Origin of the sequence: Fictibacillus nanhaiensis (assembly GCF_023715445.1) — a bacterium.
GTDB lineage: Bacteria > Bacillota > Bacilli > Bacillales > Fictibacillaceae > Fictibacillus > Fictibacillus nanhaiensis_D.
Genome location: NZ_JAMBOD010000001.1, coordinates 120,376 through 147,257, shown reverse-complemented (window position 1 = coordinate 147,257; position 26,882 = coordinate 120,376). Strand labels below are relative to the sequence as shown.

General features: G+C 36.9%; 29 protein-coding genes, 1 tRNA gene and 1 other annotated feature. Of the genes, 10 read left to right on the top strand and 20 right to left on the bottom strand.

From position 1 onward, the window contains the following. Positions 1-2: 2 nt before the first annotated feature. On the bottom strand, positions 3-1,685 hold the full coding sequence (gene argS / locus M3196_RS00860; RefSeq protein WP_251320376.1) for an arginine--tRNA ligase: 1,683 nt from the start codon (positions 1,683-1,685) through the stop codon (positions 3-5). A 43-nt stretch (positions 1,686-1,728) separates the two neighbouring features. Then, positions 1,729-1,933 (bottom strand) — a binding site (T-box leader). A gap of 47 nt (positions 1,934-1,980) precedes the next feature. Then, complete coding sequence (locus M3196_RS00855) at positions 1,981-2,262, bottom strand: hypothetical protein (protein WP_251320375.1); 282 nt, start codon at positions 2,260-2,262, stop codon at positions 1,981-1,983. An 87-nt stretch (positions 2,263-2,349) separates the two neighbouring features. Between M3196_RS00855 and M3196_RS00850 the strand changes: the two genes are divergently transcribed. Continuing rightward, positions 2,350-3,711 carry an MATE family efflux transporter gene (locus M3196_RS00850; protein ID WP_251320374.1) on the top strand — a complete coding sequence of 454 codons (1,362 nt, stop codon included), beginning with the start codon at positions 2,350-2,352 and terminating at the stop codon, positions 3,709-3,711. 18 nt (positions 3,712-3,729) lie between these two features. Here M3196_RS00850 and msrA read toward each other — a convergent pair whose 3' ends face one another. Together msrA and M3196_RS00840 are read right to left on the bottom strand one after the other, a co-directional pair. Then, complete coding sequence (gene msrA / locus M3196_RS00845) at positions 3,730-4,692, bottom strand: peptide-methionine (S)-S-oxide reductase MsrA (protein WP_251320373.1); 963 nt, start codon at positions 4,690-4,692, stop codon at positions 3,730-3,732. Positions 4,693-4,778: 86 nt separating this feature from the next. Continuing rightward, positions 4,779-5,723, bottom strand: a complete 945-nt coding sequence (locus M3196_RS00840; protein WP_251320372.1) for a DMT family transporter — start codon at positions 5,721-5,723, stop codon at positions 4,779-4,781. Positions 5,724-5,799: 76 nt separating this feature from the next. Here M3196_RS00840 and M3196_RS00835 point away from each other — a divergent pair, with 76 nt between their 5' ends. After that, the gene (locus tag M3196_RS00835) at positions 5,800-6,624 is read left to right on the top strand and encodes a GDSL-type esterase/lipase family protein (protein ID WP_251320371.1); all 825 of its coding nucleotides are present in this window, start codon (positions 5,800-5,802) and stop codon (positions 6,622-6,624) included. On the opposite strand, the gene M3196_RS00830 is transcribed toward M3196_RS00835, so the two are convergent. Beyond that, a complete protein-coding gene (locus M3196_RS00830; RefSeq protein WP_251320370.1) occupies positions 6,606-7,013 on the bottom strand; it encodes a group-specific protein in 408 nt (135 codons plus the stop codon). The genes M3196_RS00835 and M3196_RS00830 overlap by 19 nt on opposite strands. Positions 7,014-7,160: 147 nt before the next feature. Here M3196_RS00830 and proC point away from each other — a divergent pair, with 147 nt between their 5' ends. Both proC and M3196_RS00820 read left to right on the top strand, forming a co-directional pair. Next, entirely contained in the window at positions 7,161-8,000 is an 840-nt protein-coding gene (gene proC / locus M3196_RS00825) for a pyrroline-5-carboxylate reductase (RefSeq protein WP_251320369.1), read from the top strand. A 173-nt stretch (positions 8,001-8,173) separates the two neighbouring features. Next, entirely contained in the window at positions 8,174-8,557 is a 384-nt protein-coding gene (locus M3196_RS00820) for a hypothetical protein (RefSeq protein WP_251320368.1), read from the top strand. A gap of 103 nt (positions 8,558-8,660) precedes the next feature. Here M3196_RS00820 and M3196_RS00815 read toward each other — a convergent pair whose 3' ends face one another. The 11 genes from M3196_RS00815 to M3196_RS00765 form a co-directional block, all read right to left on the bottom strand. Continuing rightward, a complete protein-coding gene (locus M3196_RS00815; protein ID WP_251320367.1) occupies positions 8,661-9,233 on the bottom strand; it encodes a DUF502 domain-containing protein in 573 nt (190 codons plus the stop codon). A gap of 20 nt (positions 9,234-9,253) precedes the next feature. Further along, complete coding sequence (gene dat, locus M3196_RS00810) at positions 9,254-10,123, bottom strand: D-amino-acid transaminase (protein WP_251320366.1); 870 nt, start codon at positions 10,121-10,123, stop codon at positions 9,254-9,256. A 104-nt stretch (positions 10,124-10,227) separates the two neighbouring features. Further along, positions 10,228-12,177: a phospholipase D-like domain-containing protein gene (locus tag M3196_RS00805; protein WP_251320365.1), complete on the bottom strand. Its 1,950-nt coding sequence runs from the start codon at positions 12,175-12,177 to the stop codon at positions 10,228-10,230. A 575-nt stretch (positions 12,178-12,752) separates the two neighbouring features. Further along, positions 12,753-13,004, bottom strand: a complete 252-nt coding sequence (locus tag M3196_RS00800; protein ID WP_251320364.1) for a hypothetical protein — start codon at positions 13,002-13,004, stop codon at positions 12,753-12,755. Positions 13,005-13,096: 92 nt separating this feature from the next. Continuing rightward, positions 13,097-13,912 (bottom strand): ammonia-dependent NAD(+) synthetase, encoded by an 816-nt coding sequence (gene nadE, locus M3196_RS00795; protein ID WP_251321685.1) that lies wholly within the window; start codon positions 13,910-13,912, stop codon positions 13,097-13,099. A gap of 62 nt (positions 13,913-13,974) precedes the next feature. After that, positions 13,975-14,352 (bottom strand): kinase-associated lipoprotein B, encoded by a 378-nt coding sequence (locus M3196_RS00790; protein WP_251320363.1) that lies wholly within the window; start codon positions 14,350-14,352, stop codon positions 13,975-13,977. After that, positions 14,349-14,657 (bottom strand): hypothetical protein, encoded by a 309-nt coding sequence (locus M3196_RS00785; protein ID WP_251320362.1) that lies wholly within the window; start codon positions 14,655-14,657, stop codon positions 14,349-14,351. Before M3196_RS00785 ends, M3196_RS00790 begins: the two co-directional genes overlap by 4 nt. Before the next feature lie 86 nt (positions 14,658-14,743). Further along, positions 14,744-15,664 carry a rhodanese-related sulfurtransferase gene (locus M3196_RS00780; protein WP_251320361.1) on the bottom strand — a complete coding sequence of 307 codons (921 nt, stop codon included), beginning with the start codon at positions 15,662-15,664 and terminating at the stop codon, positions 14,744-14,746. A 123-nt stretch (positions 15,665-15,787) separates the two neighbouring features. Further along, a tRNA-Arg gene (locus tag M3196_RS00775) sits at positions 15,788-15,862 on the bottom strand. An 80-nt stretch (positions 15,863-15,942) separates the two neighbouring features. Continuing rightward, entirely contained in the window at positions 15,943-16,317 is a 375-nt protein-coding gene (locus tag M3196_RS00770) for a DUF2203 domain-containing protein (RefSeq protein ID WP_251320360.1), read from the bottom strand. A 100-nt stretch (positions 16,318-16,417) separates the two neighbouring features. After that, the gene (locus tag M3196_RS00765; protein WP_251320359.1) at positions 16,418-16,702 is read right to left on the bottom strand and encodes a hypothetical protein; all 285 of its coding nucleotides are present in this window, start codon (positions 16,700-16,702) and stop codon (positions 16,418-16,420) included. A 189-nt stretch (positions 16,703-16,891) separates the two neighbouring features. Between M3196_RS00765 and M3196_RS00760 the strand changes: the two genes are divergently transcribed. Next, positions 16,892-17,632, top strand: coding sequence for a DUF6081 family protein (locus M3196_RS00760; protein ID WP_251320358.1), 741 nt, complete (start codon positions 16,892-16,894; stop codon positions 17,630-17,632). Positions 17,633-17,772: 140 nt separating this feature from the next. Then, entirely contained in the window at positions 17,773-19,230 is a 1,458-nt protein-coding gene (locus M3196_RS00755) for an amidase family protein (protein ID WP_251320357.1), read from the top strand. A 32-nt stretch (positions 19,231-19,262) separates the two neighbouring features. Here the strand turns inward: M3196_RS00755 and ltaE are convergent, their stop codons facing one another. After that, positions 19,263-20,282 (bottom strand): low-specificity L-threonine aldolase, encoded by a 1,020-nt coding sequence (gene ltaE, locus M3196_RS00750; protein ID WP_251320356.1) that lies wholly within the window; start codon positions 20,280-20,282, stop codon positions 19,263-19,265. A 19-nt stretch (positions 20,283-20,301) separates the two neighbouring features. Beyond that, entirely contained in the window at positions 20,302-21,072 is a 771-nt protein-coding gene (locus M3196_RS00745) for a class I SAM-dependent methyltransferase (RefSeq protein ID WP_251320355.1), read from the bottom strand. Between the two features lie 107 nt (positions 21,073-21,179). Here M3196_RS00745 and M3196_RS00740 point away from each other — a divergent pair, with 107 nt between their 5' ends. The 3 genes from M3196_RS00740 (at position 21,180) to M3196_RS00730 (ending at position 24,494) form a co-directional block, all read left to right on the top strand. After that, positions 21,180-23,363 carry an MMPL family transporter gene (locus M3196_RS00740; protein ID WP_251320354.1) on the top strand — a complete coding sequence of 728 codons (2,184 nt, stop codon included), beginning with the start codon at positions 21,180-21,182 and terminating at the stop codon, positions 23,361-23,363. A gap of 133 nt (positions 23,364-23,496) precedes the next feature. Beyond that, positions 23,497-24,081 carry a glycerol-3-phosphate 1-O-acyltransferase PlsY gene (gene plsY, locus M3196_RS00735; RefSeq protein ID WP_251320353.1) on the top strand — a complete coding sequence of 195 codons (585 nt, stop codon included), beginning with the start codon at positions 23,497-23,499 and terminating at the stop codon, positions 24,079-24,081. Positions 24,082-24,308: 227 nt separating this feature from the next. Continuing rightward, the gene (locus M3196_RS00730) at positions 24,309-24,494 is read left to right on the top strand and encodes a YjcZ family sporulation protein (RefSeq protein ID WP_425310981.1); all 186 of its coding nucleotides are present in this window, start codon (positions 24,309-24,311) and stop codon (positions 24,492-24,494) included. 106 nt (positions 24,495-24,600) lie between these two features. On the opposite strand, the gene M3196_RS00725 is transcribed toward M3196_RS00730, so the two are convergent. Both M3196_RS00725 and M3196_RS00720 read right to left on the bottom strand, forming a co-directional pair. Continuing rightward, positions 24,601-25,029 carry a BrxA/BrxB family bacilliredoxin gene (locus tag M3196_RS00725; protein ID WP_251320352.1) on the bottom strand — a complete coding sequence of 143 codons (429 nt, stop codon included), beginning with the start codon at positions 25,027-25,029 and terminating at the stop codon, positions 24,601-24,603. Positions 25,030-25,094: 65 nt separating this feature from the next. After that, positions 25,095-25,757: an NAD(P)H-binding protein gene (locus tag M3196_RS00720; RefSeq protein ID WP_251320351.1), complete on the bottom strand. Its 663-nt coding sequence runs from the start codon at positions 25,755-25,757 to the stop codon at positions 25,095-25,097. 63 nt (positions 25,758-25,820) lie between these two features. On the opposite strand from M3196_RS00720, the gene M3196_RS00715 reads away from it, so the two are divergent. Further along, a complete protein-coding gene (locus M3196_RS00715) occupies positions 25,821-26,882 on the top strand; it encodes an SDR family oxidoreductase (RefSeq protein ID WP_251320350.1) in 1,062 nt (353 codons plus the stop codon).

The following is a 26,882-nucleotide window of genomic DNA, read 5'->3' as shown; positions in this document are numbered from 1 at the left end:
AGCTACATACGTTCAGGAGTCTGAATGCCTAGTAAACGCAAGCCTTCTTTTAAGACAAGCAGAATAGAAGTACATAAAGCAAGCCTTTCTGGAGTCTGACTGCTGTTTAGGATTTTAACACTGCCATAATAATGGTTGAATCTATGTGAGAGCTTTAAAACATATTTCGATATTATAGAAGGTTCTTTACGTACGAACGCATTTTGAACGGCAGAAGGAAACTCGTTTAATACTGAAATTAGTTCCCAGCTTTCTTCTTCAATAGAACATACATCTGGCAGCTGCCCATTAAAGTTCCCTTTATCTAATAAAGTTTGGATTCTGGCTGCTGTATATTGAACATATGGTCCGGTATCCCCTTCAAACTTAAGCATTTGCTCGAGCGAGAATTCCACATCATTGCCTTTTTCATTTTTTAAGTCATGAAAGATTACCGCACCTACCCCTACTTGACGTGCAACTTCATTTACTTCCAATAATGATGGATTTTTTTCGATGATGTTATTTTCAGCAAGATGAATGGCATCCATTAAGACACTTTCAAGTAAAACGGTTCTTCCTTTTCGTGTACTCATCTTTTTTCCGTTCTGTAAAATGAGACCGAACGGAACGTGATGCATGTCAATTGCCCACTTATAGCCCATTTTGTTTAGAACACGTTTCACTTGCTCAAAATGCAATGATTGTTCATGACCCACAATATAAAAAGCTTGATCAAAGTCGTATGTTTCCTTTCTATAAATGGCTGCTGTAAGGTCACGTGTTGCATAAAGTGTTGCTCCATCCGTTTTTTTGATCAAACATGGAGGAATGTCTTCTCCAACATTTACGATTTGTGCACCTTCAGACTGTTCAAGAAGATTTTTTTCCTTAAGTTTTTTAACAGTATCCTCCATTTTATCGTTGAAGAAAGCTTCTCCATTGTAAGAATCGAACCCGACTCCAAGCAGATGATAAATCTTCTGAAATGCTTTTATTGAAACGTCTTTGAACCACACCCATAACTCAGTTGCTTGTGGATCTCCATCCTCTAATTGTTTGAACCATTTTCTACCCTCATCAATTAAAGATGGATCCTTTTCTGATTCTTCATGAAATCGGACATAAAGGGCGGTTAGCTCAGGAATTGGATTTTCTTTCACTTTTTCTTCGCTTCCCCACTTTAAGTATGCTGCAATTAATTTTCCAAACTGTGTTCCCCAGTCACCGATATAGTTAATCTTGACCGTTTCATATCCGCATTTCTCACTGATTGCCGCTAACGATGAACCGATTACGGTAGATCTTAGATGCCCCATTGAAAATGGTTTTGCGATATTAGGAGAAGAAAGATCAAATACAATGGTTTTTCCTTTCCCAAAAAACTGGGAGCCATAATTCTCTTTTTCTTTTAATATTTTTAGTATCAGTTGACTAGCAAAAGATTTTTTGTTTAAAAATACATTCACATAGCCCCCTGCAGCTTCTGCCTTCTCAAAAAGTTCAGGAAGGGTGCCGGCTGATAATCTATTCGCGATCTCTGATGGTGAAGTTTTATAGACTTTGGCTAATTGAAAACAAGGAAATGCCAAATCACCCTGATGCAATTGTTTTGGTTTTTCGATTAGAACTTCAATTTGTTCGGTGTTAAAATCGTTGCCAATCTGGCTGTGAAGATAAGCTGTAAATTCTTTTTTCTCGTTCATGGTTTTCCCTCCTAAATAAAAAAAACCGCCTCTTCTAATAAATAGAAGAGACGGATATGACCGCGGTACCACTCTTGTTGCCTTAAAAAGGCCACTTAATCTTTTAACGGGACGTCCCGGTTTGCCCTACAAAAATTTCAAGCAAACATTTCCAAAGTGCGCTTCGTCAGAAAGTTGTACCAGGCTTCCACCGCCCCCGGCTCGCTATAACATTCTATTCAGACTACTCTCTTTTTCATAAATGTTCTGTTCTTTAGTTTTAGATATTATATGAGGTGAAAGTATAAAAGTCAACTTATTCCATTTCGTCCAAGTCCAAATAATCTCTCATCCTTTTAATATATCTTTTTAGCCGGAACAACGTTTCTGTTCTTAAGTATTTAGATGTGAAGGCAGAGGAAATTGCCTGGATGGAAACGAAAACACCATGTTCATTAACTCTTACTGGAATGATGCCGGTAAAAATCGTCTCACCGCTGCTCTTATATAGAAGTTCTGCAGATACTAAAACTACTTTTTCATCGGAGTGTTCTCCAGGCTTAACCGATTCAACTTCAAATAAAAATTGAACGCTCATAGTTGCTCCTTTAAGTTTGTGTCAGTATTTATATGATATAATGCATTAGCTCTATTTGTCAGTTAAAACAACAAAGGAAGTATGCAAATGTTTCAAACACACACATTAAAAGAGAAATACAAACAGTTTTTATTCCTCGTAATCCCTGTTCTTATCACTCAGCTAGGTTTGTATGCGATGAATTTTTTTGACACGATTATGAGTGGTCACGCTGGAGCTAAGCAGCTTGCGGGGGTTGCAATAGGAACAAGTCTTTGGGTTCCAATCTTTACTGGATTAAACGGAATCTTAATGGCACTTACTCCGATCGTTTCGCAGCTCATTGGTGCAAAGAACACGAAGAATGTCCCTAAAGCAGTTATGCAGGCTGTATACTTATCTGTAATTATTTCATTTATGGTTATCATCCTTGGTTCTTTTATCTTAAATCCTATTTTAGGGGCAATGTCATTAGAGAATGAAGTAGAGCGTGTTGCGAAAGGATATCTGGTTGCTTTGTCCTTCGGTATTTTGCCGTTATTTTTGTACGGAGCGCTTCGATCATTCATCGATGCTTTAGGCCAGACTAGAATTACGATGTTCGTTACATTGCTTGCTCTCCCGGTAAATGCTTTCTTCAATTATTTACTTATCTTTGGTAAAGCTGGATTTCCTGAACTTGGCGGTATTGGTGCTGGTATAGCTTCCACCATTACGTATTGGATTTCCGCCATTATTACGATTTTCATTGTGATGAAGATGAATCAATTTAGAGGCTATAACCTTTTCAAAACTTTTTATAAGCCTTCCCTTTCAGCATGGAAAGAGCAGTTAAAAATCGGTATACCGATAGGACTTGCCATCTTTTTTGAAGTAAGTATCTTTGCGGCTGTTACTTTATTAATGAGTGATTTTAATACGATTACGATCGCAGCTCATCAAGCAGCTCTCAATTTTGCTTCATTTCTTTATATGCTTCCATTAAGTATTTCATTTGCTCTCACAATTGCTGTTGGCTTTGAAGTGGGAGGAAAAAGGTATAAAGATGCTGCACAATATAGCTATATAGGGATTTTTACCGCACTTGGGTTTGCATTAATATTATCAGGCCTTCTTATTACGTTTGACGAACAAGTTGCGCGAATCTACTCAAATGAACCTGAAGTCATAAAACTTACTACTTCTTTTTTATGGTTTGCCGTGTTTTTCCAGCTGGCAGATGCTGTAGGTGCTCCTATACAAGGTGCTTTAAGAGGATATAAGGATGTAAATGTCACGTTTATGCTTTCTTTTGTCTCCTATTGGGTTCTTGGTCTGCCAGTCGGCTACTATTTAGCCAATTTTACTTCCTTCGGTGCTTATGGCTATTGGATCGGTCTGATTTCAGGGTTATCAGCAGGAGCAATCATTTTATTTATCCGTTTAAAATTCCTTCAATCCCATGCTTTTTCCATTCAAAAGCAAAAATAAACCAGCCCTTCGGCTGGTTTATTTATTATCAAAAAGAGATAAGTACTCCCCATAACCTTTTTCTTTTAATTGGTCTTTCGGAATGAAGCGAAGCGAAGCTGAATTAATGCAATAACGCAATCCCCCTCTGTCCCTCGGCCCATCAGTAAAGACATGTCCAAGGTGAGAATCCGCTTCTTTACTTCTTACTTCTGTACGGATCATTCCATGCGATAGATCTTCTTTTTCTTCAACCATAGAAGAACGGACAGGTTTCGTAAAACTTGGCCATCCGCAACTGCTGTCAAACTTATCAAGTGAACTAAAAAGAGGTTCCCCAGAAACGATATCTACGTATAAACCGTCTTCTTTGTGATCCCAAAATTCATTTTGAAACGGCGGTTCTGTAGCATCATTTTGTGTAACGTTATACTGCATAGGGTTTAAAGTGCTAAGAATTTCTTCTTTCTTCTCCTTATCATCCCAGTGCGTTTTGATAAAGTGGTCACGGCCAGAACCTTGTCTGTATCTTTTATAGTGGAAAGGGTTCTTCTTGTGATATTCCTGATGATATTCTTCAGCCTTATAAAAGGTCTTGGCTGGTAAGATCAAGGTTGCTATCGGTTTATTAAAGCGTCCGCTTTCCTGCAAATTTTGTTTTGATTGTTCTGCAATTTGTTTTTGTTTTTCATCGTGATAAAAAATGGCCGTACGATAAGAATCACCACGATCATAAAACTGCCCGCCAGCATCCGTAGGGTCGATTTGCTTCCAGAAGACTGATACTATTTTTTCGTAAGAAATAATTGAAGGGTCAAAAGTGATTTGAACCGCTTCGAAATGCCCTGTCGTTTCACTGCAGACTTCTTTATAAGTTGGATTTTCTGTGTGTCCGCCTGTATATCCAGATTCAACTTTAATTATGCCTGGCCATTCGTCAAAGGGTGTTACCATGCACCAGAAGCAGCCTCCGGCAAAAGTGGCAATCTCATACTCCTTCATGAAATCAAACTCCTTTATACATATTTTGTTCCATCATATAAGAATGTGAATAAAAAGCATAGAAAAAGGCTTTTTTGATTTGCATTCTATCCTTTTTTTACGATAGGTCCAGTGGTTACAGGATTCTTTATCGGAGCTGGGGGTTTATGTTTCTTTTGTTTTTGGGTATTTTTTAAAAAGTAATAAAGTCCTGAAAGTACTATTGCTCCACCAAGACACTGTGCAATGTTTAATGTTTCATTCAATAAAAGATACGCAAGTAAACTCGCTCCAACTGGCTCTCCTAAAATAGCCATTGAAATAGTTGCTGCTGTAACGTATTTTAAAAGCCAATTAAAAAGAACATGTCCAAAAACAGTTGGAACAATTGCAAGCAATAGAAATATACCCCAATCCTTGCCGGAATATCCTGTCATCGGAATAAGAAGTAATGTATTATAAATAGCAAAAACAATAACAGCCGTTAAAAATACTGTAAAACTGTATAGAGCAGCGGGTATAGTTTTAAGAAGCTTTTGGCCAATTAGCATATGTATAGCAACAACAATCGTGCCCAAGATGGACAAAATATCACCTTGGATATGTTGAGGTGAGATCCCGATGTCTCCCCATCCGATCATGACAGCCCCTATTATTGCCACGACCATTCCAACAATGGCCGGCTTAGTTGTTTTTTCACGAAAAGCGATGAAGGCACCTGCCATTACAAATACGGGCTGCAAAGATAGCAATATTGTAGAACTGGCTACTGTTGTTAGCTTTAAAGAACCCATCCAGAACAAAAAATGCAATGCTAAAAAAGTACCAGATAATATGAGCAAGGTCCACTCTATTCCCGATATATGTTTTAGTGTTCTACCATGTTTTAAAACAAAGGGCAGCATAAGAATTAATGTAAATAACAGCCGGTACATCCCTTGAACAGAAACCGGGGCATCAGACCATTTAACAAAAATGGATGAAAAAGAAATGGCAATGATCCCTACAATTAATGGAATAACAACTGGTGTTTTAAGCGTATCAGTTTTCAAATCGTCACCCTGCACTTTCTAGGCATATTTATGTTAATATCTTTAAATATATAATTTTTTGAGAAGGAGGATAAAAGTGAAAAAAAGATATATTGTATCCTTACTTCTTCTTTTGCTAATAACCGGAACAGTATGGTGGTATTACTATCCTCAATATAAAATAAATCAGATAAAGGAAGCATCGGTCATTGTAAATAATAATGATAAAAAATCCAAGCAGGTCACTTATCTGGATTATTTAAAAGACAGCCCAAAATCCTCATTTAACCATCTTGTGCTTGGAGATTCTGTTGCACAAGGAAGAGGCTCTGATGAAGGCGGATTTGTACAAAAAGTGAACACTAATCTGGAAAGCTTAACAGCCAAGACATTCGTACTTGAAAACCAAGGGATATCCGGCTCAACAAGCCAAGGTTTATTAAACCAGCTGCAAATTCCAGCGGTACAGCAATCTGTCAAAAAAGCAGACATCATCACTATTAATATTGGAGGCAATGACCTCGTTCAAATAGCAAAAGAAGAAGGACCATTAAAAGCAATTCAAAGATATGACGAAGTAAAAAGTAATTATGAAAAAAATCTTGCAGAAATATTTGAATTAATCCGTTCACACAATCCTGATGCTATATTGGTTTTAAATGAATTATATAATGTTGTAAACGCTGAGAAAAATTATTATCCAGCTACAGAGAAATTATTGAATGACTGGAACTTGATTGCTTACGAAACGGCTCTTTCACATAAACCGGCGATTGTTGTTCCAGTGAGTGATGCTCTACAAACAGAAGATATGAATAAGTGGCTTTATGATTCTATTCATCCAAATGATGAAGGTTACGAAAGGATTGCAGAAAAAACAATTACTGCTTTTCAAAACCATTCCTATAAACGAGCTGAATAATTACTTGGTTCTAGTCCCATTGTGTACAATTCATTTATATCTCCATTCCACCGTCTGATTTGGGGAAGAAAATAGAAAGTAGTTGCGTTATCCAGGTTATCTAATGTTCTGTCCGGGTCATATATTAAAAGATGTTTTTGGCTTCCGATGGCAATTCCCATCTCAGTATGACATCCTTTTCCTCCGGGCAGAATGACGATAACCACATCTGCATTTAGTACCCCTTCATACTCTTTTATACCGATATCTGTTAGTGCAACAATCGTTTGTGCTCTTATATTCTGAGTCCAATCATACGTTCGTTCCCATCCCAGCTGTATTTCAATATCTTGTGCTACTTTTTGAACAAGCTCCTTGTTTTGAAAACCTGAAGCCATATAAAATTTCATTTTTCCTTCACCCCTTAATAGAAAACGCTTTACTGTAAAAATCATATTACAATCCTGTAATATTGAACAGATAAACTTGCATCTTAATGTGAACATGTTAACATAGTACTTTATAAACAATAGTTAAATTTTTGAAAGAGGGGTTGCATGTTAAAATACAGAAACATTTCTTTTATTGGTGCAGGATCAATGGCGGAGGCAATGATATCCGGCCTTATTAATAAAGCTGGTATTTCGCCTGAAAGGATTACTGCAGCTAATCATTCTAATACTGAAAGAAGAACTGAACTTATTAACAAATACAATATTCAGGCTGTATCGTTTAATGAGCTTTCATTAAAGATTACAGATGTGATTATTCTTGCGGTAAAACCAAAACAAGCAGAAGAAGTTCTGCAACTATTAAAACCGAAATTACAAGACCATCAAGTGCTTCTATCTGTGCTTGCTGGAATCTCTACAGGTTTTATTGAAGAAATTATCAGCAAACACCTCGCTGTCATCCGTGTTATGCCTAACACATCAAGTATGATTGGTGAATCTATAACAGGAATCAGTGCAGGAAAGTTTGTAAAAAAAGAAGATTTGGATTTAGCTCAAGAATTATCTAAAGCAATTGGAAAAGTTAAAATCATCTCTGAAAAACATATGGATGTTTTCACAGGGATTGCGGGAAGCGGACCGGCTTATTTTTACTATCTATTAGAGCATATGGAAGATGTAGCTGTTGAAAAAGGTCTCGACCGGGAGATGGCGCGTGACATTGCAGCTCAAACCTTATATGGGGCTAGCAAGATGGTTATGGAGTCAGATGATTCTCCTGCAGAACTGCGTAAGAAGGTTACTTCTCCGAACGGTACTACCGCAGCTGGTCTTGATGCTCTTGATGAAAATGGCGGAGGAAAAGCAATAGAAGCAGCGGTAGAAAATGCTGCTGAAAGATCTAAAACATTACGTAAAGAGTTTGAAAAAATACCCGTACTCTAATATAAAAGATAAGCGCACAAAGCTTTTACAATAGCTTTGTGCGTTTTTTATTTTTGATTTGATTTGCCATGTAAAAATTGGACCGGGCGTTTTAATCAGTTCCTACTATGGTTGATGTCCCTTTTTATATAGTTGAATATATATATATTGAAACTATTTTGAGGTGATTTTTTTTGAAAGAGAAATCTGTAAGAATGTTCCCCTATGGAGGTTATGATCCTTTTTCGACTCCTTCGTCAAAGGTATTCTCACAAAGCCAAAACATACCTGACAGACCTCCTTATGCACCAGCAGCACCAGCTTCTATGCAGCAGCAATATACACAAGGATTTGCTCAGCCATTTATGCCAATGATGCCGCCAATGATGCCGCCGGGACTTGTTCCCCATCCTATGATGCAAGGCATGCCGTTTAATCAGCAGCAAGGCGGTCAGAACTCTGCAATGTTTCCTAACACACAAGGTTCTGGACTAAACTTCAGCAAAGTAATGGGTGGAGCAAACCAATTTATGGGTCTTGCCCAGCAGATGGGAAACATCTTTTCTTTATTTAAATAGACGCCTTTCTTTAAGGCTTCTATTTTTTTTGATTAAAAGGTATAAATGCTTCAAAAGGTTAATAACACAAAAAAGCACCCCCACGTACAAGGGTACTTCTTCATTATTTTGTTGCTACTCCACCAGATAATAAGAATTTCATGGCTTCTTCTGGTTTTACATCTAGAATTTTAACTCTGTCTTTTGGAACTAAAAATGTAAATCCTGCAATTTGAAAAGTCTGTGGTATATAAACAGCAACATGGTCGGCCAATTCGTCCCCCAAACTGGTTAACTCTTCAGTTGTTATGAACCCGATGCTTTTCATATTAAGTTCTGGATATTCGATGAGGACCACTGTTGAAAATGATCGTTTTTCACCAAATAGAGAGTGTATCGTGTCCTTAATCACCGTATAGACTGTTTTTACAAATGGTGTTTTTTCAAGAACGCGGTCAATCAGTTTAAATATCTTTCCAGAAATATATTGAGTAGACATCCAGCCTAACACTGTGATTAAAATAATTGTGGTTACAAGACCGATACCGGGTATATAGTCTTCCTTTAGAACATCCTTTAATAAATTTCCGAGGATGCTGTCCAAGAATCTAAAAATTTTATAGATAATATATACAGCTAGAACGATAGGAAGAATCGTTAATAAGCCATTAATAAAATATTTCAGCAAAGTTTTCATTATTTCCTCTAGAGTTAAGTTTAAGATTTCAGGGTTGAAGTACTTTTTTCTATTTGTTTCTTAAAATGCTTTTGAAATTCTGTTGTCACAGGTCCGATTTTATAAGTTTGTTCTTGTTCACCCTTAAGTTTAACAACAGGAGTAACTTCCATAGTTGTACTTGTAATAAAGACTTCATCTGCCTCTTTCAATTCATCTACAGTGAAAGACTCTTCAAGTACCGGAACGTGAAGCTGTTCAGCAATTTTTAGTACAATCTGCCGGGTAATCCCATTTAAAATAAGATTCGTTGCAGGATGTGTTTTCAGTGTACCGTCTTTAACTATAAATACGTTTGATGATGAACCTTCAGTAACAACTCCATCTCTATGCTGAATTGCTTCTTGACAGTCAAAATCAGCAGCTTCTCTCTTTGCCATAACATTTCCGAGTAAATTTAAACTTTTTATATCACAGCGAAGCCAGCGGATATCTTTTGTTAAGTACGTTTGTATACCCTTAGACTGAGATTGTGCAATAGAATCTAAAGAAACTGATTTTGCAAACCCAGTAACTACACTTTGCATGTTGCGTTCATATAAGTGATTACGAGGGGCAACTCCCCTTGTCATTTGAATATAGACCATACCGTTTACAACATTGTTCTTCGTGATTAATTCTTCAGTAAGGTGTTTGAATGTCGGAATATCATAGGGAATCGCAAGCTCTAATTTTTTTGCACTTTGCACAAAACGGTCAAAGTGCTCATCAAATGCAAATGGCTTGCTGTCATATACAAACACGACTTCATAGATGCCATCGCCAAACAAGTAACCTCTATCTTCAACATCTACGGGTATTGAACCATTCTTTATGATCTGATCATGATATAAAACGTATGAATTTTCCATGATTTAACCACCTCTTATATATTATATGTATGTTAATGAGCTTTCATCTACTTTAAATGAAAAAGTGACTCCCTTCAAGAGTCACTTCAATACTTTTTTATTATTTATTCTATAGATCCGCCTGCTTGTTCATACCTTGCCATAAATTCTTGTTTAAATTGATTTGTTATAGCCAAGTCATGAATCCACAATGCATTTTCATCATTAACATCATTTCCGTTCGTGCTCCAGTTAGTAGAACCTGTAATCACTAGAGGGTCACTGGATGTATCAGCATCAATAATAAAATATTTATGGTGAAGTTTTCTTGATTCCTTATCCATATATACCGGTGCTGGGTTCTTCCAGCGGGTATTGGGATTGTTTGTGCTCGTTTGGGAAGCAGTTCTACCCGTCATATCAACTGATGCTGACCACCACATACTCCAGAATGAATCGTCAAATACCCCTTTTATATCAAAACCAGTAAGTGTACCTTCCATATCATTTGATGACCCTTCCCATTTCACTTTAAGTGTATCGACAAGGGATTGATCAGACCAGGCAAAGATACTGAAATACGTATTTTGATGAGCTGATGATTCAATGGTTTCGTTCATTTTTGGTACTGCATTATCTCCTGGAGAAAAATAGACTTCTATCACCTTTTCTCCAACTATAACCTGGTGTGGCGTATTATCTGATTTACGAGAGCCGAAGTTGGAAACAGTTGCATTTGGTGTCAAACTTGTACTTCCCCACATTTCATCAAACTCCGTTTTATAAATGTCTGATAGTTCACTTGAATGCAACTCAATAGAATGATTGGAGTTTCCATCTAATATTCCTGCTGCTCTATTTTCGTCAGTGCCATAAAGGCCAGTTGTTGTAAAGTTCCAGCTTCCTGTAAATACCCATTTTCTATCGATTATCAAAAATTTATTATGCATTTGATCATCAGGTGAATAATAGGAGTTAGAACTTTTTGATTCTCCATCAACCAGCATATATCCGGTTTGACTGTTGCTCCCCACTTCCACTGTTTGCTGAGAGAAATCTTGATAGCCGGTTTGAGGAAGGTTATATTCTGTTCGTTTTGCTGTATCTTCAACTGCAAAAACAATAGAATCTGAAAAAATATGAACATCATCTGAGGTGTTTACTTTTCCGTCTTTTCCTCTAGATAATTTTTCTAAATATAGTTTCATAAGCTCATATCTAGCATCATGCTCAGGATCACTTAATGGTTTGGCATCCGCGATCATTCGAACTGTAACCCCTGATGCAGCTTTTTCAATCAACGCATTTACTACGTTAGGAAGATTTATCTCATATGTAGCAATATCAATCGATTCTGTTGCTTCGTTTATTCGGTTCAACAGCCTGTTTTCTAAGTTCACGTTATAATTTGCTGTATTACCTGGTGTTGCAAATTGTGTTAATGCACTTTTATTAAAATAAACGTTTATTGCTCCCGCTACATTGCTTACATTATTTATATGTTCTGTCTGACCGTTTGACGTACTGCTTACTGTTCCGGGCGTACCGAATCCAGTATCATACCCTGCTGTTGCTGTTTGCCAATTCAGAGGATCATCGCCGCTTGCAGATGTGCTTTTCCTTTCCATAGTTGCTCTTGATGCGGAATCACCTGCATACCATTTTGAAATGGTATCACTTATTTGATTTGATGAATTAACAAGTTCTAATATCTCACCTGTATTTGAAAGAGCACCTGTGAAAATCTGATAAGCAGCAATTCCAGGAACTGTAGTATCATCCGTTCTTTCCAGCAAGTATGTATCTCCAGGACTAATGGAACCACTAAGTTGAATAGATGGAGTTCCATCTGATGCTCTAAGCGTCCAGCCATCCAGTTGTATAACTTGATTTGTAGGATTGTAAAGTTCAATCCACTCGTCATTCGCATCAGCAGTTGTCCCCATCCAAGCTATTTCAGTAATAACTGGACCTTGGACTGTTCCTGCTGCCTCAGCTCCTGAATCTAGCGGTGATTGTACAGAAAGAACGGAAGACATAATAACGAATGCAGATAAACATTTTTTCCAGTTCATATATCAAACCCCTTTTTTGCTAAGATTTTGTAAAACCAAAAAAATCATAGCACAGGAATTGATAAGAGTTATCTAAGATTTTCAATTGTAAAGAAAATTGCTCCTAAAGAACTTTTTATATAAAAGTTTCTTATATGATTATAAGTATAATGACCTACTGACTTTGCATGTTATATACTATTTTCTTATAAATAAAGGTTCTTTTCTAAAAGATTGTTGCTTCTGGGGGGATTTTTGTGCTTCCAGCGGCATGTTGATTGGAGTGTAAGGTGCGAGACTCCTGCGGGATTAGCGTGCCAACCACCTGAGAATACTTCTCGCAAGGCATGCGACGAGGAAGCCCGCTTCGGTAGAATTTTCTTGCAGACGCAGGAGCACAAATTCTTCCTTGAATACGAGTCTTTACCCATCTTCCTCCAAAGCTCACCTTACCCTCCGCGGAAAGCGAGCATCCTGAAACGGAGATCAACTACTTTCAAAAAACAACAATGAATACGAAAACAGCCTAAATAAAAAACCGCACCCCCCATTGTTAGTTGTGTCTAACGATTGGGGTGCAGTTCAAAATGGCGGTTTTATTGTTTCACTGTCTTAACAACTTTATTGTCTTTCACAGTTACCAAATAAAATTCATTATCCATTTCAATAAGAAAATCTTCATCATATTGTTCCTTTAGTTCTTCTTCGATTTTAAATGGCTTATTAAAATGAGCATCTATTACATTTAAGCGTTCTTTTCGTGTATTCTCACGATTAATCGAATCAAAAACAAAATAAGCTAAAAATACAATCCCTGTGATCATAATGATTTTTGCTGTTTTACTCAAAATATGAATCTCCTTCCCCTTTTCTCCAAAAACAAGTATAACCTAAATATGTCCAAACAAAAACACCTGGCTTGTTAACCAGGTGCGTAAATTTATTTCCACCAAGTATCATGAATTGAAGCTGGGAGGTTACGCTTATGCATTGTCTGAAGGAATCGTTTTTCGATTTTTTCTTTTGAAGATGTTGTAATATCTTTTCCTTCCAAATAATCATCAATCTCTTCATATGTTACGCCTAATGCTGTTTCATCAGGTATAAGTGGTTTGTCATCTTCAAGATCTGCTGTTGGGACCTTTAAATAAAGTCGTTCATCTGCTCCTAAATGTTTTAACAAAGCTCTGCCTTGTCTTTTATTAAGACCGAATAATGGAACAATATCACATGCTCCATCCCCATGCTTTGTAAAAAATCCTGTGATAGCTTCTGCTGCATGATCTGTTCCGATAACAAGGCATTGATAAGCACCTGCGATATCATATTGAACTTTCATTCTTTCGCGTGCTTTCGTATTCCCTTTTAGAAAATTAGAAAGATCTTTTTCTGTTGCTTCTTTAAAATTTTGAACTGATGCGTCTACTGCGGGCTTTATGTTAACTGTAAGAGAAACATGCGGCTTAATAAATTTTAAAGCACGCTGTGCATCCTCTTCGTCTTTTTGAACACCATATGGGAGCCGTACAGCAACAAATTGATACTGCTCATCAGTCTCTTCACGAAGCTGTTCCATTGCAATCTGAGCTAATTTTCCAGCGAGCGTTGAATCCTGACCGCCGCTAATGCCCAACACATAACCTTTCATCCCAGTTTTTTTCACATAATCTTTAAGAAATTGGATTCGTGCATTAATCTCTTCTTTTACATCTATTTCAGGTTTAACCAGCAACTCTTCGATCACTTTTTGCTGCAATTCCAATTAGATCGCCACCTTTAAAATGTACTTGTTCTTTCATTTCCACAAGTCATGTGTTTTTAATCAAGCTTATAATCTTTTTCTAACTGATATAGGCATTGCAATGACCGTTCTGCCCATTCACTATTTTCTTCTTTAAGTTTTTCTATGTAATCGTATAAAGCCTTTTTTAAAGAATCCTTATATAATGGCAGAATCCCGTCATATTCTTTAATTGTATGAACAGGCATCCATGCTCTTTCACCTTCGCTTAATGCTCTTCGTTCTTGGAAGAATGGGACATCGGCATTCTTAGGATTATGCAGATCGCCTTGCCAAGGATGAGTGATGACGGCTAGGACTTTGACAAGAATCATTTGGTTCCGTTCATCTTCTGCTTCGCCTATATATTGCCCTGTTTTGTAGCTGGCAAGTACTAGGTTTTTATATTCTGTCATTCTTTCGCCTCCATCATTTCAATTTCTTTAGAAACAGCATAAGCAAGATCTTCATTTCCAAACAAAGATAAAACCTGCAGAAGCATCTCATTGGAAATAGGTTCTGCTTCTTCATGTGTAACAGTTTGTTCGAGCATATGCATAACGTACTCATTATTCGCTTGTCCCGGATATGCATTTAAATAAACAGCTTTTGGATCTAATCCGTTATTTACACACCATTGGGCATAAATGATAATCATCATTCCCTCATCTTTTTGATAATTACTGATCACTCTTTCAGAAATTTCATTTGCGCGGTTCACTAATATTCCACCCCTTTGGTATTAGTCGTTAAAGTTTACTTTAAAACAGGCAAAAAGAAAAAGCCAGTATATTTACTGGCTTATCTTTAAAGGGTTTGTTGTTCTTTACGTTCTGTTTCATAACGGTTGCGAGGATGTTCTAAACATTCTTTAGTGCATGAACGCTTATGTTTAACTTCACAATCCGTACAGCAAACGTGCTGTTTGTTACATTCTGGGTTTGCACAGTTTACGTATCGATCTTCTGTTGTTCCGCAATAATAACATTTAGAAACAACAACATCTTCTTCAGTACGATTAACTGGAACTGAGATGCGTTCGTCAAAAACATAACATTTGCCATCCCAGAATCGTCCTTGTACTTCAGGATCTTTTCCGTAAGTTACAATACCGCCTTCAAGCTGTGAAACATCTTTGAATCCTTCTTTTAACAGGAAGCCAGAGAACTTTTCGCAACGGATTCCTCCTGTACAATATGTTAAAACTTTCTTATCTTTAAATTCGCTTAAGTTTTCACGGACCCACTTAGGAAAATCACGTGAAGCCTTTACATCCGGTCTTATAGCACCTCTGAAATGGCCGATTTCATATTCATAATCATTACGTCCATCGATTACGATAACATCTTCGTCTTGAAGTGCTTCGTAGAACTCTTTAGGTGACAAGCGTTTACCAGATAACTGATTCGGGTCAACATCATCTTCAAAACGCCAAGTAACAAGCTCTTTCTTATGACGAACGAACATTTTTTTAAATGTATGTTCTTCTACTTCATCTATTTTAAAGACAATATCAGCAAAGCGTGGATCTGCTTTTAGATGGTCCATATAGATTTGTGTTTGTTCAAAAGTACCTGAAACTGTTCCGTTGATTCCTTCCGGCGCGACAATAATGCGGCCTAAAAGTCCTAAATCCTTACAAAACTTTAAATGTTCATCCTTAAAGCTTTCAGGATCATCAATCGGTACATACTTGTAATACAATAGTACTCTCATTTTTTCTGACATAATTAATCACCAACCTGCAACGTTAGTTTTTTTATGACGCCAAATAAAAAACCACCGGTCCCAATTACCTAATCCCCGTGGTGAGTACCGGAAAAACCGATAATCATTTATTCAATTGGAATGTGGCGCGCCCACCAGGATTCGAACCCAGAATACGAGAGCCGAAATCTCGTGTGATATCCATTTCACTATAGGCGCTAATTACCGTCACGAGTTATATCATAAACAATAAACGGAAATAAAACAAGCCTTTTTTACAACATTTAAATAACAGAGTCTTAATTTACTAATTTTAACGGAATGATTTTTTCTTCTGCACTTTCATAAACCGTTATTAATGGTTCATCTGGATGCCATTTGAAAATGCCTTTTTCTCCATCTAATATTGCTGGAAAATGAAGAGTTGATGAAAATGCATCTTCAAACCAAACACCATGAGAAAGAATATTGGAGATGAAAATTTCAGCTTCTAATTCCATATACTGAATTCTTTTTTCCCATTCTATTTTTTCCTCAGCATTTAAGTGTGGTTCTACCTGTTGAAACGATTCATACCATAAATCGAATTCTCTTTGCAGGTTATATAAAGAATCAAACTCCTTTGAGAGAACAGGCAGTAATTGATTCGCTTCTTCTAATGTATAACGCTTCATAACACATACTCCTTCTTATTCTTGTGAGTATTATAACAAATGAAGGTGAACATGCACACCAAAAATGGCCAGAAGAAAACCTTTTGGGTTTCCCAAAAGGCTAAATGGTAAGACACATTTCTTTTTTTGGATTCTTTAAGTCTAAATAAAAATCCCTGACGGTTTGATCTTCAAGCAGTTCTGGAAAATCTCTTCTATACTCTGAGCTGACCAGGATCTGTTCTACAAGTTCTGCTGAACCTTTTCTAAGTAGCAAGCGTAATGTTAACCATTTGTCCCTTTTGGATTTCAAGTGAAATTTCGTTATAAAAAGCATAATTCTATCATCACATGTAAACGTTTTTTCCTTTTCTTTTCGTAAATTAATATGAGACACCGTTTTCATAGAAAACACCCTCCTTTGATTTGCGAGCTCTTAATACCATTATTATTCAGTTTTTTCTGAAATATACTTGTCCAAGCAAGAAATCTAGCTTTTTTATGGACGGGTATTAATAGAACAGACAACATTTGCCTCTATACTTTTTATTTGATTAAATAATCTTATAAAGCAAATAACTAGGAGCTGTGTTTAATGAATAAACTTGAAAAAGAAATTGTGCTGGGTAATTTTCAGTCTATACTTTCAGAATCTGGTACATGGAAAATGGGAGGCTTTCCTCTTCCGGATGGATCTTTCCATGAATTTAGAGAACCGGAAGCAGTTGTAATTGTAAGAAACGACCAACTATATGTCCGAGTAAATCCTTTTACCAAATCCCACCCTTCTGTTCAGTTTTTAGATAATGCAAAACACATGTATTACTCGAATGAATCGATAAAAGTTCCAGAAGAAGGAAATTTATCTTTCCGATGGAAAATGCGTTCCCGACCTATCGGTACAACTCCTGGTGATTTATATGATGGATTTGTTTCTGTAAACTTATTGGATTTTACAACAGGTGCAGCGCTGGATTTCTTTGCTGGTAATGACCAATTTTCAAGCGTGTATGCTGTACTGCCTTTCCCAGGTGTTACCGTACCAGAAACGAAGAAAACAAAATATTTTTGTATCTTTAAAGAAGAATCCGACTTTTATAGTAGAGATTGGAACGAGTATCAAATCACCTACAACCGTGCCGCTGATGAAGTAATCTTCATAGTAAATGGCGAAGAAGTGCGAAGGGAAAGGAATGTTCCGATTAAGTTTAATGAATTTACTGTCGCACTTGGTTTGATGACAGAAAAAGATTTGTCGCCTGATGGAAGTACTTCACTTCATGGTCAAGGTATAATCGGTGAATGGTCACCTATGAAAGTCTTCATTGAAAATTGATACAATCATTCGGGTAAATTCCGTAAAGGTCTGCATGATGCGGGTCTTTTTTTATGTATTCTAGTAATAATATGAAAATTCCTTTTTTTGCGACAGTTTTATATAATAAGTATTGAGTAAATAAGAGAGGAAGTTGCAAAATGTCACAAATAAACCTGTTGCAAATTGAAGAAATGACGCTGGAACAGTTACATACTTATTTGGAAAAGGGAGAATTGACGTCATTTGATCTGGTGAAATATTATTTGTTCCGTATTGCGAAGTATGATAAATCCGGTCCTTCTATCAATTCGGTATTAGAGGTAAATCCTGAGGCTCTCTTTATAGCTCGAAATATGGATGCTGAACGAAAGAACGGAAAAGTCCGCGGACCTTTACATGGTGTACCCGTCCTTATTAAAGACAACATCGATACAGCAGACCAAATGCATACAAGTGCAGGTTCATTAGCACTTCAAAATCATTATGCCAAGAAAGATGCTTTTATCGTGGAGAAACTTAGAGATGCTGGTGCGGTTATTCTTGGAAAAGCAAATATGACAGAATGGGCAAACTTTATGGCTTATGATATGCCGAATGGTTTTAGTTCCAGAGGTGGTCAAGTTTTAAATGCTTATGGACCTGGAGTTCTCGACGTAAGTGGTTCAAGTTCAGGATCTGCAGCAGCGGTTGCTTGTAATTTTACAATGCTGGCAGTAGGAACTGAAACATCAGGCTCTATCTTATGTCCTGCTGGAAACAACAATATTGTTGGAATTAAGCCCACGGTAGGTCTTGTATCCAGAACTGGAATAATCCCTATTTCTATCAGTCAGGATACTGCTGGTCCAATGGCGAGAAATGTAAAAGATGCTGCAGTTTTGCTTGAGGTTTTATCAGGTTATGACTTTTTTGATTCTGCCACTCATTGTTCACCTTCTGACCTCTCTTATACGGATGGACTGGCAAATTCTTCATTAAAAGGCAAACGAATCGGTGTAGCTTATGAATTTTGTATCAGAGATTTAAATGAAATACAAAAGTCGGTGTTTGACCAGGCTCTATCTGATATTAAACAAGAAGGAGCAGAGATTATTTATTTGGAACAAATCTCTCCATTAGAAAAAGAAGGATTAGATTATAACGTTTTGCTGCATGAATTTAAATCTGGAATCAATAATTACTTAAAGACTGTATCCCCTGATCTAAAATTACAGACGTTATCAGATATCATTGCATATAACGAAAAACATAAAGAGGATTGTCTAAAACATAATCAAGAATTATTGATTGAAAGTGATCAGACTGATGGAACATTTACAAGTCCTGTTTATTTAGAGTCCAGATTGAATGATATTGAGAATACACAAAATAACGGAATCGATTTAGCCATAAATGAAAATAAACTCGATGCACTTATTAGCCCAAATGATGTATGGTATGGAATTCCTGCAAAAGCCGGCTATCCTTCTATTTCAATTCCATCAGGATTTGACGATAATGGATTACCGCTTAGTGTTGTCTTAACTGGTGAAGCCTTCTCTGAAAAAAGACTAATAGAGATAGCTTATGCTTACGAACAATTAAGTCAAAAACGCAAGCCGATCGTGATGAAATGATAACCGGGGTCATCCCCCGTTTTTTTTCTTAATTATATAATTCTTTTCAATGCAGTAATAGCTTGATCGATATCTTGTGAACTTACATCGTAATGAGTCGTCAGCCTGATTAAACCTTCTCCAAATGATACAGCAAGAACTCCTTCTTTTTTTAGGTCATTTAAAAATTCTTCGTTGGATTTCTTCGTCTCTTCAATATTTACTATTACGATATTGGTGTCTGGTCTATTTAATAAAGAAAGTCCTCCAATATCTTCTATAGCATCTGCCAGTCTCGATGCTTTTTCATGGTCTTCAGATAATCGTTCTACCATTTCAGTTAAAGATATGATGCCGCTGGCAGCAAGGAATCCTGCTTGTCTCATACCGCCGCCAAGTCGTTTTCTCCATTTTCGCGCTCTTTTAATAAACTCCTTGTTTCCTGCGATAAGTGAACCTACAGGTGAACCTAATCCCTTTGATAAACAAACTTGTACGGAATCACAGTATTGTGTATATTCTTGTACCTGTTTGTCCGAAGCAACAGCAGCATTGAATAAACGTGCACCATCGATATGTACAGGTATTGATGCTTGTTGCGCAATTTTGTAGATGGCTCTCATGTTATCTGAGGAAACGATCGAGCCTCCAGAACGATTATGTGTGTTTTCAATACAGATTAAAGAAGTATCAGGAAAATGGATGTCTTGTGAACGGATTGCATTTCTGACATCAGATGGGTTCATCTCTCCCTTTATCCCGTTTATAGTCCGTGGCTGTACACCGGCTAAAGCAGATATTGCTGCACCTTCGTAAAAGAAAATATGAGATTCGGACTCTACAATGATTTCATCTCCTGGTGAACAATAAGACAGAACTGCTAATTGATTCCCTTGTGTACCGCTAGTAACAAATAATGCATTTTCTTTGCCGAGCATATCAGCTGCCAGCTCTTCTAATCTGTTAATCGTGGGATCTTCACCGTATACATCATCCCCTACTGTTGCTTCATAAATGGCTTCCCGCATTCTTTGTGTCGGCTGTGTCAATGTATCGCTTCTTAAGTCAATCATTCTATCACCTCTAATTTATTTAAAATTTTTCAATGACTCCATATAAAAAGCTTGCATTACGCTGAATTATATTGAAACCAAGCTCTTTAAATTTACTGCTGTTTCTGCTATCTTTCATCACAACCCGCTGGGATGCAACTCTCAAAGCTTCCTCAATGATTTTGTTTGTTATGACACGATAATCAGCACTTCCTTTTAAACCTTGTATTCCAGGTGATTGCACAGTCGATTCAAACATTGGATCGAAGTATACTACATCATAATGATTATCCTCAGTCTTTTTTAAGAATTCATAATGATCACCATGAATCACTTCAATACGCTTCATTGCGTCGTTCATTTCTAGCAGATTGCTTTCCCAAACCTTTAAGCCGCTTTTTACAACAAATGATATGGCTATACTGCTTTCTATTCCTGTAACTCTTCCATTTTCACCGGTTACCAGACTTGCAACTATGGAATCGGAACCTAATCCAAGTGTACAATCAAGAACAGTCATATCTTTTCTTAATTTTGCAGCTTCAACAAATGGATCTCTCTCCCCTCTTAGAAGTTGTTTTACCCTAAACATAGATGAATTAGGGTGAAAGAAAAAAGGTGAGCTCCTGTCTTTTGGATGGAAGGATATTTTATCGACTCCAATCATCAAAACATCGTCATTATATCGTTCAATGATTGAAGCAATCGAATAGCTACCTCTATCAATAAAGGGACTTTCTAATGAAAAGGCCACTTGTTTTGCTTTATCTTGTATTCTGGCTGCATTCTTACCTGCTGTCGTAATGATCATATGGCACACCCTGTCTGAAAAATATTGCCTTAACAGATAACGAATTGTTTGCATATCACTTGGAACAAACCTAAAATATGGGAAGATATATACAAGGAGGCTCCATCATGAAAAAAAGCTCCCCCTTCTTAATTTTGGGAAGAATTACATACCGATTCCGTATTATAATTATAGCATTTTGGATCCTGACTACCATTCTATTAGGATTTTATGCAGTTAAACTTCCTTCCATCTTAAATGGAAGCGGTTTTGAGATGGATGGGTCTTTTTCAAAAGTTGAGAATACCCTTCAAGATAAGTTTAATCAGCCTAAGTCGTCCGTCATGTTAGTTTTTGATTCAAAAAAGTATAACACTGATGATGATAAGTATAAACAGTATGTAGATCATACACTAAAATCCGTAAGGGATGTTGAAGATGCTGTAGGTGTTCAAAGTCCTTATGATGCACCTGATAAAATGATTAAAGACCATGTGGCTTTCGCTTCCATCCGTTTTGATAAAAGTTTCAATGATTTAAAAGAATCTATTGAACAGATAAGAGAAAAACTGCCCAAAGATGGTGATGTTTCTGTTTCATTAACAGGCGGTCCTGTTATTGCAGAGGATATGAATACAGCAAGCCAACAGGATTTAGCCAGAGCGGAAGCTATTGGAATTCCAGCTGCCCTTATAATACTGCTGCTGGCATTTGGAGGTCTTGTTGCCGCTGGACTGCCGATTATTATCGGATTAATTAGTGTAGCAAGTTCTCTTGGACTTTTATACTTCTACGGATTAGAAGCTAATGTAAGTATCTTTCTGTTGAATGTTGTACCAATGATTGGATTGGCATTAGGAATTGATTTTGCGCTGCTCCTCGTGAACCGCTTTAGAGAAGAACTAGCTCAAGGTGTTGAAAAAGCGACAGTTATCTCGGTGCAAACAGCGGGAAGATCTATCGCCTTTTCAGGCTTATGTGTGTTTTTAGGATTATCAGGAATGCTACTTATCGATATCGATATCTTTAAAACTGTAGCGATAGGCGGAATGGTTGTTGTCGTTTTATCTGTATTAAATGCTGTGACATTCCTGCCTGCTCTGCTTGCTGTTCTTGGTGCTCGTGTAAACGCATTAAGAATTTTTAGACCAAGAGAAAATCAACGGTCTGTATGGCATTCTTTTGCATCCTTTGTTATGAAACGTCCCGTAATGATGACACTATTTGCAGCCCTTTTACTTGGTTTTTCGGTTACACCTGTTCAGGATATGAAACTTTCAATTCCAGAAGCAGAAGCTTTACCGCCGGATTATGAATCCAGAACGGCATTTGAAAAGTTCGAAAAGACTTTTGGTGAGGACGAGCTTTACCCAGTTTTAATCGTTGCTGAGTCTGAAAAGTCATATTTACAGGATAAAAATGCCATGAAATCTTTAGATCAGTTAGTTAAAGATCTTCAGGATGAAAAAGAGGTTGCAAAAACTGAATCAATTTTTGATTATACAAATCAGTTAAACAGTACTGAACTATTCCAAGTACTACAGACAGAGCAAGGAAAACAACGATTATCTCCTGTTTTAGAACCTTTCATAAATGATCAAACCGCTGTCATTCGCACATATCTATCGGTTGATGTAACTGGTGATACAGCAAAACAGTTTGTCAAGGAATGGGAAAAGAAATATGAAGGTCTTTCTTTAACGATTGGCGGAACAACAAAGTTTAATCAAGAAATTTTTGATGAAATTATTGAAAAAGCACCTTACGGATTAGCTGTTGTACTTGCTGCTACTTTTTTCATACTTATGATTGCATTCAGGTCTGTTTTTATACCGCTAAAAGCAATACTTATGAACATGCTAAGTTTAGCAGCCACTTTCGGTATTCTTGTATGGATCTTCCAAAGCGGAACAATCATGGAACCTGTTGAGATCGGCTTAATGATTCCTGTATTTACTTTTGGTATTGTTTTTGGATTAAGTATGGACTATGAGGTGTTCTTGATCTCAAGAATACAAGAAATATATGAAGAAACCGCCGACAATGATAAAGCTACATTACACGGTTTGACTTCCACATCAAAGATCATTACATCTGCAGCGGCTATCATGATAGTAATCACAGGTTCTTTTGCATTTACAGATGTGATGCCAGTTAAACAGATTGGAATTGCAATAGCTTTAGCTATTTTTATTGATGCAACTATAGTCAGGATGATACTTGTGCCTTCCCTTATGAAGCTGCTGGGACATTGGAACTGGTGGCTGCCTTATTCAAAACGAAATATTAAACAGCGCGGCACCCTGCTTTAAGGGTGCCGTTTTTCACACTATCATTAACGAATAAGGCTTGTTGCCAACCGGGCTTTCTTTAAACAATAGTGGGAAATTAAAACAATATGTCCTATAATAAGAATTAGCTAGTTTTATATTCAGAGGTGTTTATATGATTGAAACAGTAATTATTATTCTTCTTTCCTATTTACTAGGCTCTATCCCCTTTGCACTCTTAGTAGGAAAACTGGGTTATGGAATTGACATTCGCCAGCATGGAAGCGGAAATTTAGGTGGAACGAATACATTTCGAACCTTAGGGAAAAAAGCAGGATTCATTGTATCTGCTGCAGATGTTTTGAAGGGAACGCTGGCAGCCAGCTTGCCCGTTTTGTTAAATGCAGACCTTCATCCATTGGTTGCAGGAATCCCTGCTGTTATTGGGCACTGTTATCCGGTATTCGCAAAATTTAAGGGCGGAAAAGCGGTTGCGACTTCTGGCGGAGTATTATTGTTTGCAGAGCCGTTGTTATTTCTATTAGTCCTGCTTACATTCTTTTTATCTTTATACATAAGTAAATATGTATCACTTTCTTCGATCATGGCCGGTATAGCTTCGGTAGTGTTAAGTCTTTTTCTGGCCGATACTATTACAACATATATCTTGATGGGGTTTACCATCTTTTTATTGTACAGACATAGACAAAATATAGTCAGAATCGCTAAGAAAACAGAACCAAAAGTTAAATGGATTTAATGACCGTTCTAAAAACAGAACGGTTTTTTCTTATGTTTTTTTAAAAATAGGCTCTTCTCCTAAAAAAGTACAGGCGATTTCATTAAAAACTCCGCATTTGTCCGTGTCGGTTTAGGTGTTTCGGTCATATGGTGTAATGTGACGTTGACCTATACTTAAATTTTGGAGGGACTGAAATGGAAAATAAGAAAATGAATATTCCTTATGGTGACAATATGAATATCGGTATGAAACCAATAGCTAACATGCCAATTCATGGTGGTTATGGCGGTGGCTATGACCATGGTCATGGATATGGCTGCGGTTTCCTAATTATTGTTGTACTTTTCATACTATTGATCATTATCGGTGCTACTGCTTTTCATGGTAAAGACGACTTTTGTGACAGAGATGAGTCTTCATCATCCCATTAATGTCATTATTTTATAAAAAAAGAGAGAAGCGGATTCGCTTCTCTTTTTTCGTTACTGCTAAAAAATCATTTGTTAGTATTTAATTGTGTTTAATATTACTAATTTTTTAACAATGTTCATCATAAGCTCCCAGTAGGTTTTCAAGAATTTCCTCTGGGGCATGATTTTCAATATTGTGTCTGTGGATAAAATGTACAACTTTTCCATCTTTCAAAAGTGCCATTGAAGGAGAAGATGGAGGAATATCACCAAAGAATTCTCTCATCTGAGCAGTTGCTTCTTTATCTTGTCCTGCAAATACAGTCACAAATTGTTCCGGTTTAACAGAGTGATTTTGAGACGCAATAGCTACTGGACGAGCCAGTCCTGCCGCACAGCCGCATACCGAGTTAATGACTACAAGAGCAGTTCCTTCTGTTTCTTGCATAAAATAATTAACTTCTTCTGGTGTCTTTAATTCTTCAAAACCAGCACGAGTTAATTCATCTCTCATGGGCTGTGCCATTTGTTTCATATATTCTTCATAGGCATTCATAAGTATTCCTCCTGAAAACGAATCATTTACATACAATGTTATTATAACGTAAACAAGCCTTTTTTTTAACTGTTTCTGCTTAACTCATGTATCATGGAATTTTCTATAATGGTTACTTTTCGGTTGTCAGTATCAGAATCTGCTTTAATCATAGCTATAGCAACACGGCTGGCTTCAATCGGCTGATATTTTTTAGGGTAGATAATAGGCAGTACTTTATAAACCTTTTCAGCAACCCTTTCTCCAAATCTTATTTCTTCACGGTGTCCAATTAATAATGAAGGTCTTATTAAAATGACACTTGGGAGATTCAGCGAAATGATTTGAGTTTCTAACTCTCCTTTAACTCTGTTGTAAAAGAATGATGAGTGTAATTCAGCCCCCATTGCAGATATGACGGAAACTTTTCGTACGGATAACTTTTTCGCTAATTTAGCAAGCTTTACAGGAATGTTAAGGTCAATTTCTTTAAACGCTTCTTTTGTTTGCGCCTTTTTCATCGTTGTACCGATACAGATGAACATACTGTCAGCTTGAATGTTTTCGATGTGATACTCTGAACTGTTAAAATTAAAAAGAATTTCTTTTACCTTTGGATGGTTGATTTCAGACTTTTTTCTGACAAGCAGAATTACCTCTTCATACGAGGAGTCGTCAAGTAGCAGTTTAACAGCTTCACTTCCAACCAGACCGCTTGATCCTGCGACGATAACTGTTTTTTTATTCATATCTATGATCCCTTCTGATTTGAAAAAAATATATTAATAATTTTAGACAGGCTGGTGCTTATTGTGGAACATACTTATTTTATCACTGGTTATCCAGGCTTTATAGCTACAAAACTCTTAACAGACCTTCGCGAAAAGTATCCTTCCTCTCAATTTTATTTACTTATTCTAAAGAAAGAAAGAGAACTTGCTGAAACGAAGATTGGTGATAATGATAATATTTTTCTCGTAGAGGGAGATATCACTAAAAAAGGTCTTGGCATACCTGAATGCTTAAGAAGCGAAATATCTGATAAGGTTACCCATTGTATACATCTTGCAGCTTTGTATGATTTAACAGCAGCTTTTACTCCTTCTTATTCTTGTAATGTGTTAGGAACAGAACACATAATTGAGTTCGTAAAAGTTTGCAAGAATCTTAAACGATTTTGTTATTACAGCACCGCATATGTATCAGGAAACGAAAAAGGACTAATATTAGAATCTAGTTTGTGTGAACCAGCTGGTTTTCGAAATTATTATGAGCAAACCAAACATGAAGCCGAACGAAGAGTGCGTATGTATATGAATGAACTGCCGATCACTATTATAAGGCCAGGGATTATTGTTGGTGATTCAATTACAGGTGAAACAATAAAATTTGATGGGCCTTACTTTATGATGCAATTTTTAAGTAAGCTGTCTGCTCTTCCCATCCCATATATTGGACGTACTGCTTCAAAGATCCACCTTGTTCCAGTAGACTTTATTGTGAAGGCATCTGTTTTTTTGTTGCACGATCTCAGAGGAGAATCAAAAACGTATCATCTTTTAAGTCCATCTTCACCAAAAATTCATGATGCGTATACATTAATTTGCAAGGAGCTTATTGGTAAAAATCCAAACTGGTATCTTCCAAAATTCATTGCAGATCGAATGCTATCCGTAGCTTTTATTTCAAGATGGCTGGGTGTGCCAAGAGAAACACTTTCTTACTTTTCTCATGAAGCAGAATACGATACCACCAATTTAGTGCAGGATCTTAAAGGTACGGGTATTGCATGTCCTCCTTTCGAGGAATATGTTCCAGCTATTGTCCGTTATTACAAAGAATATGCTGCTGACGCCACACTTAAAAGATATTAA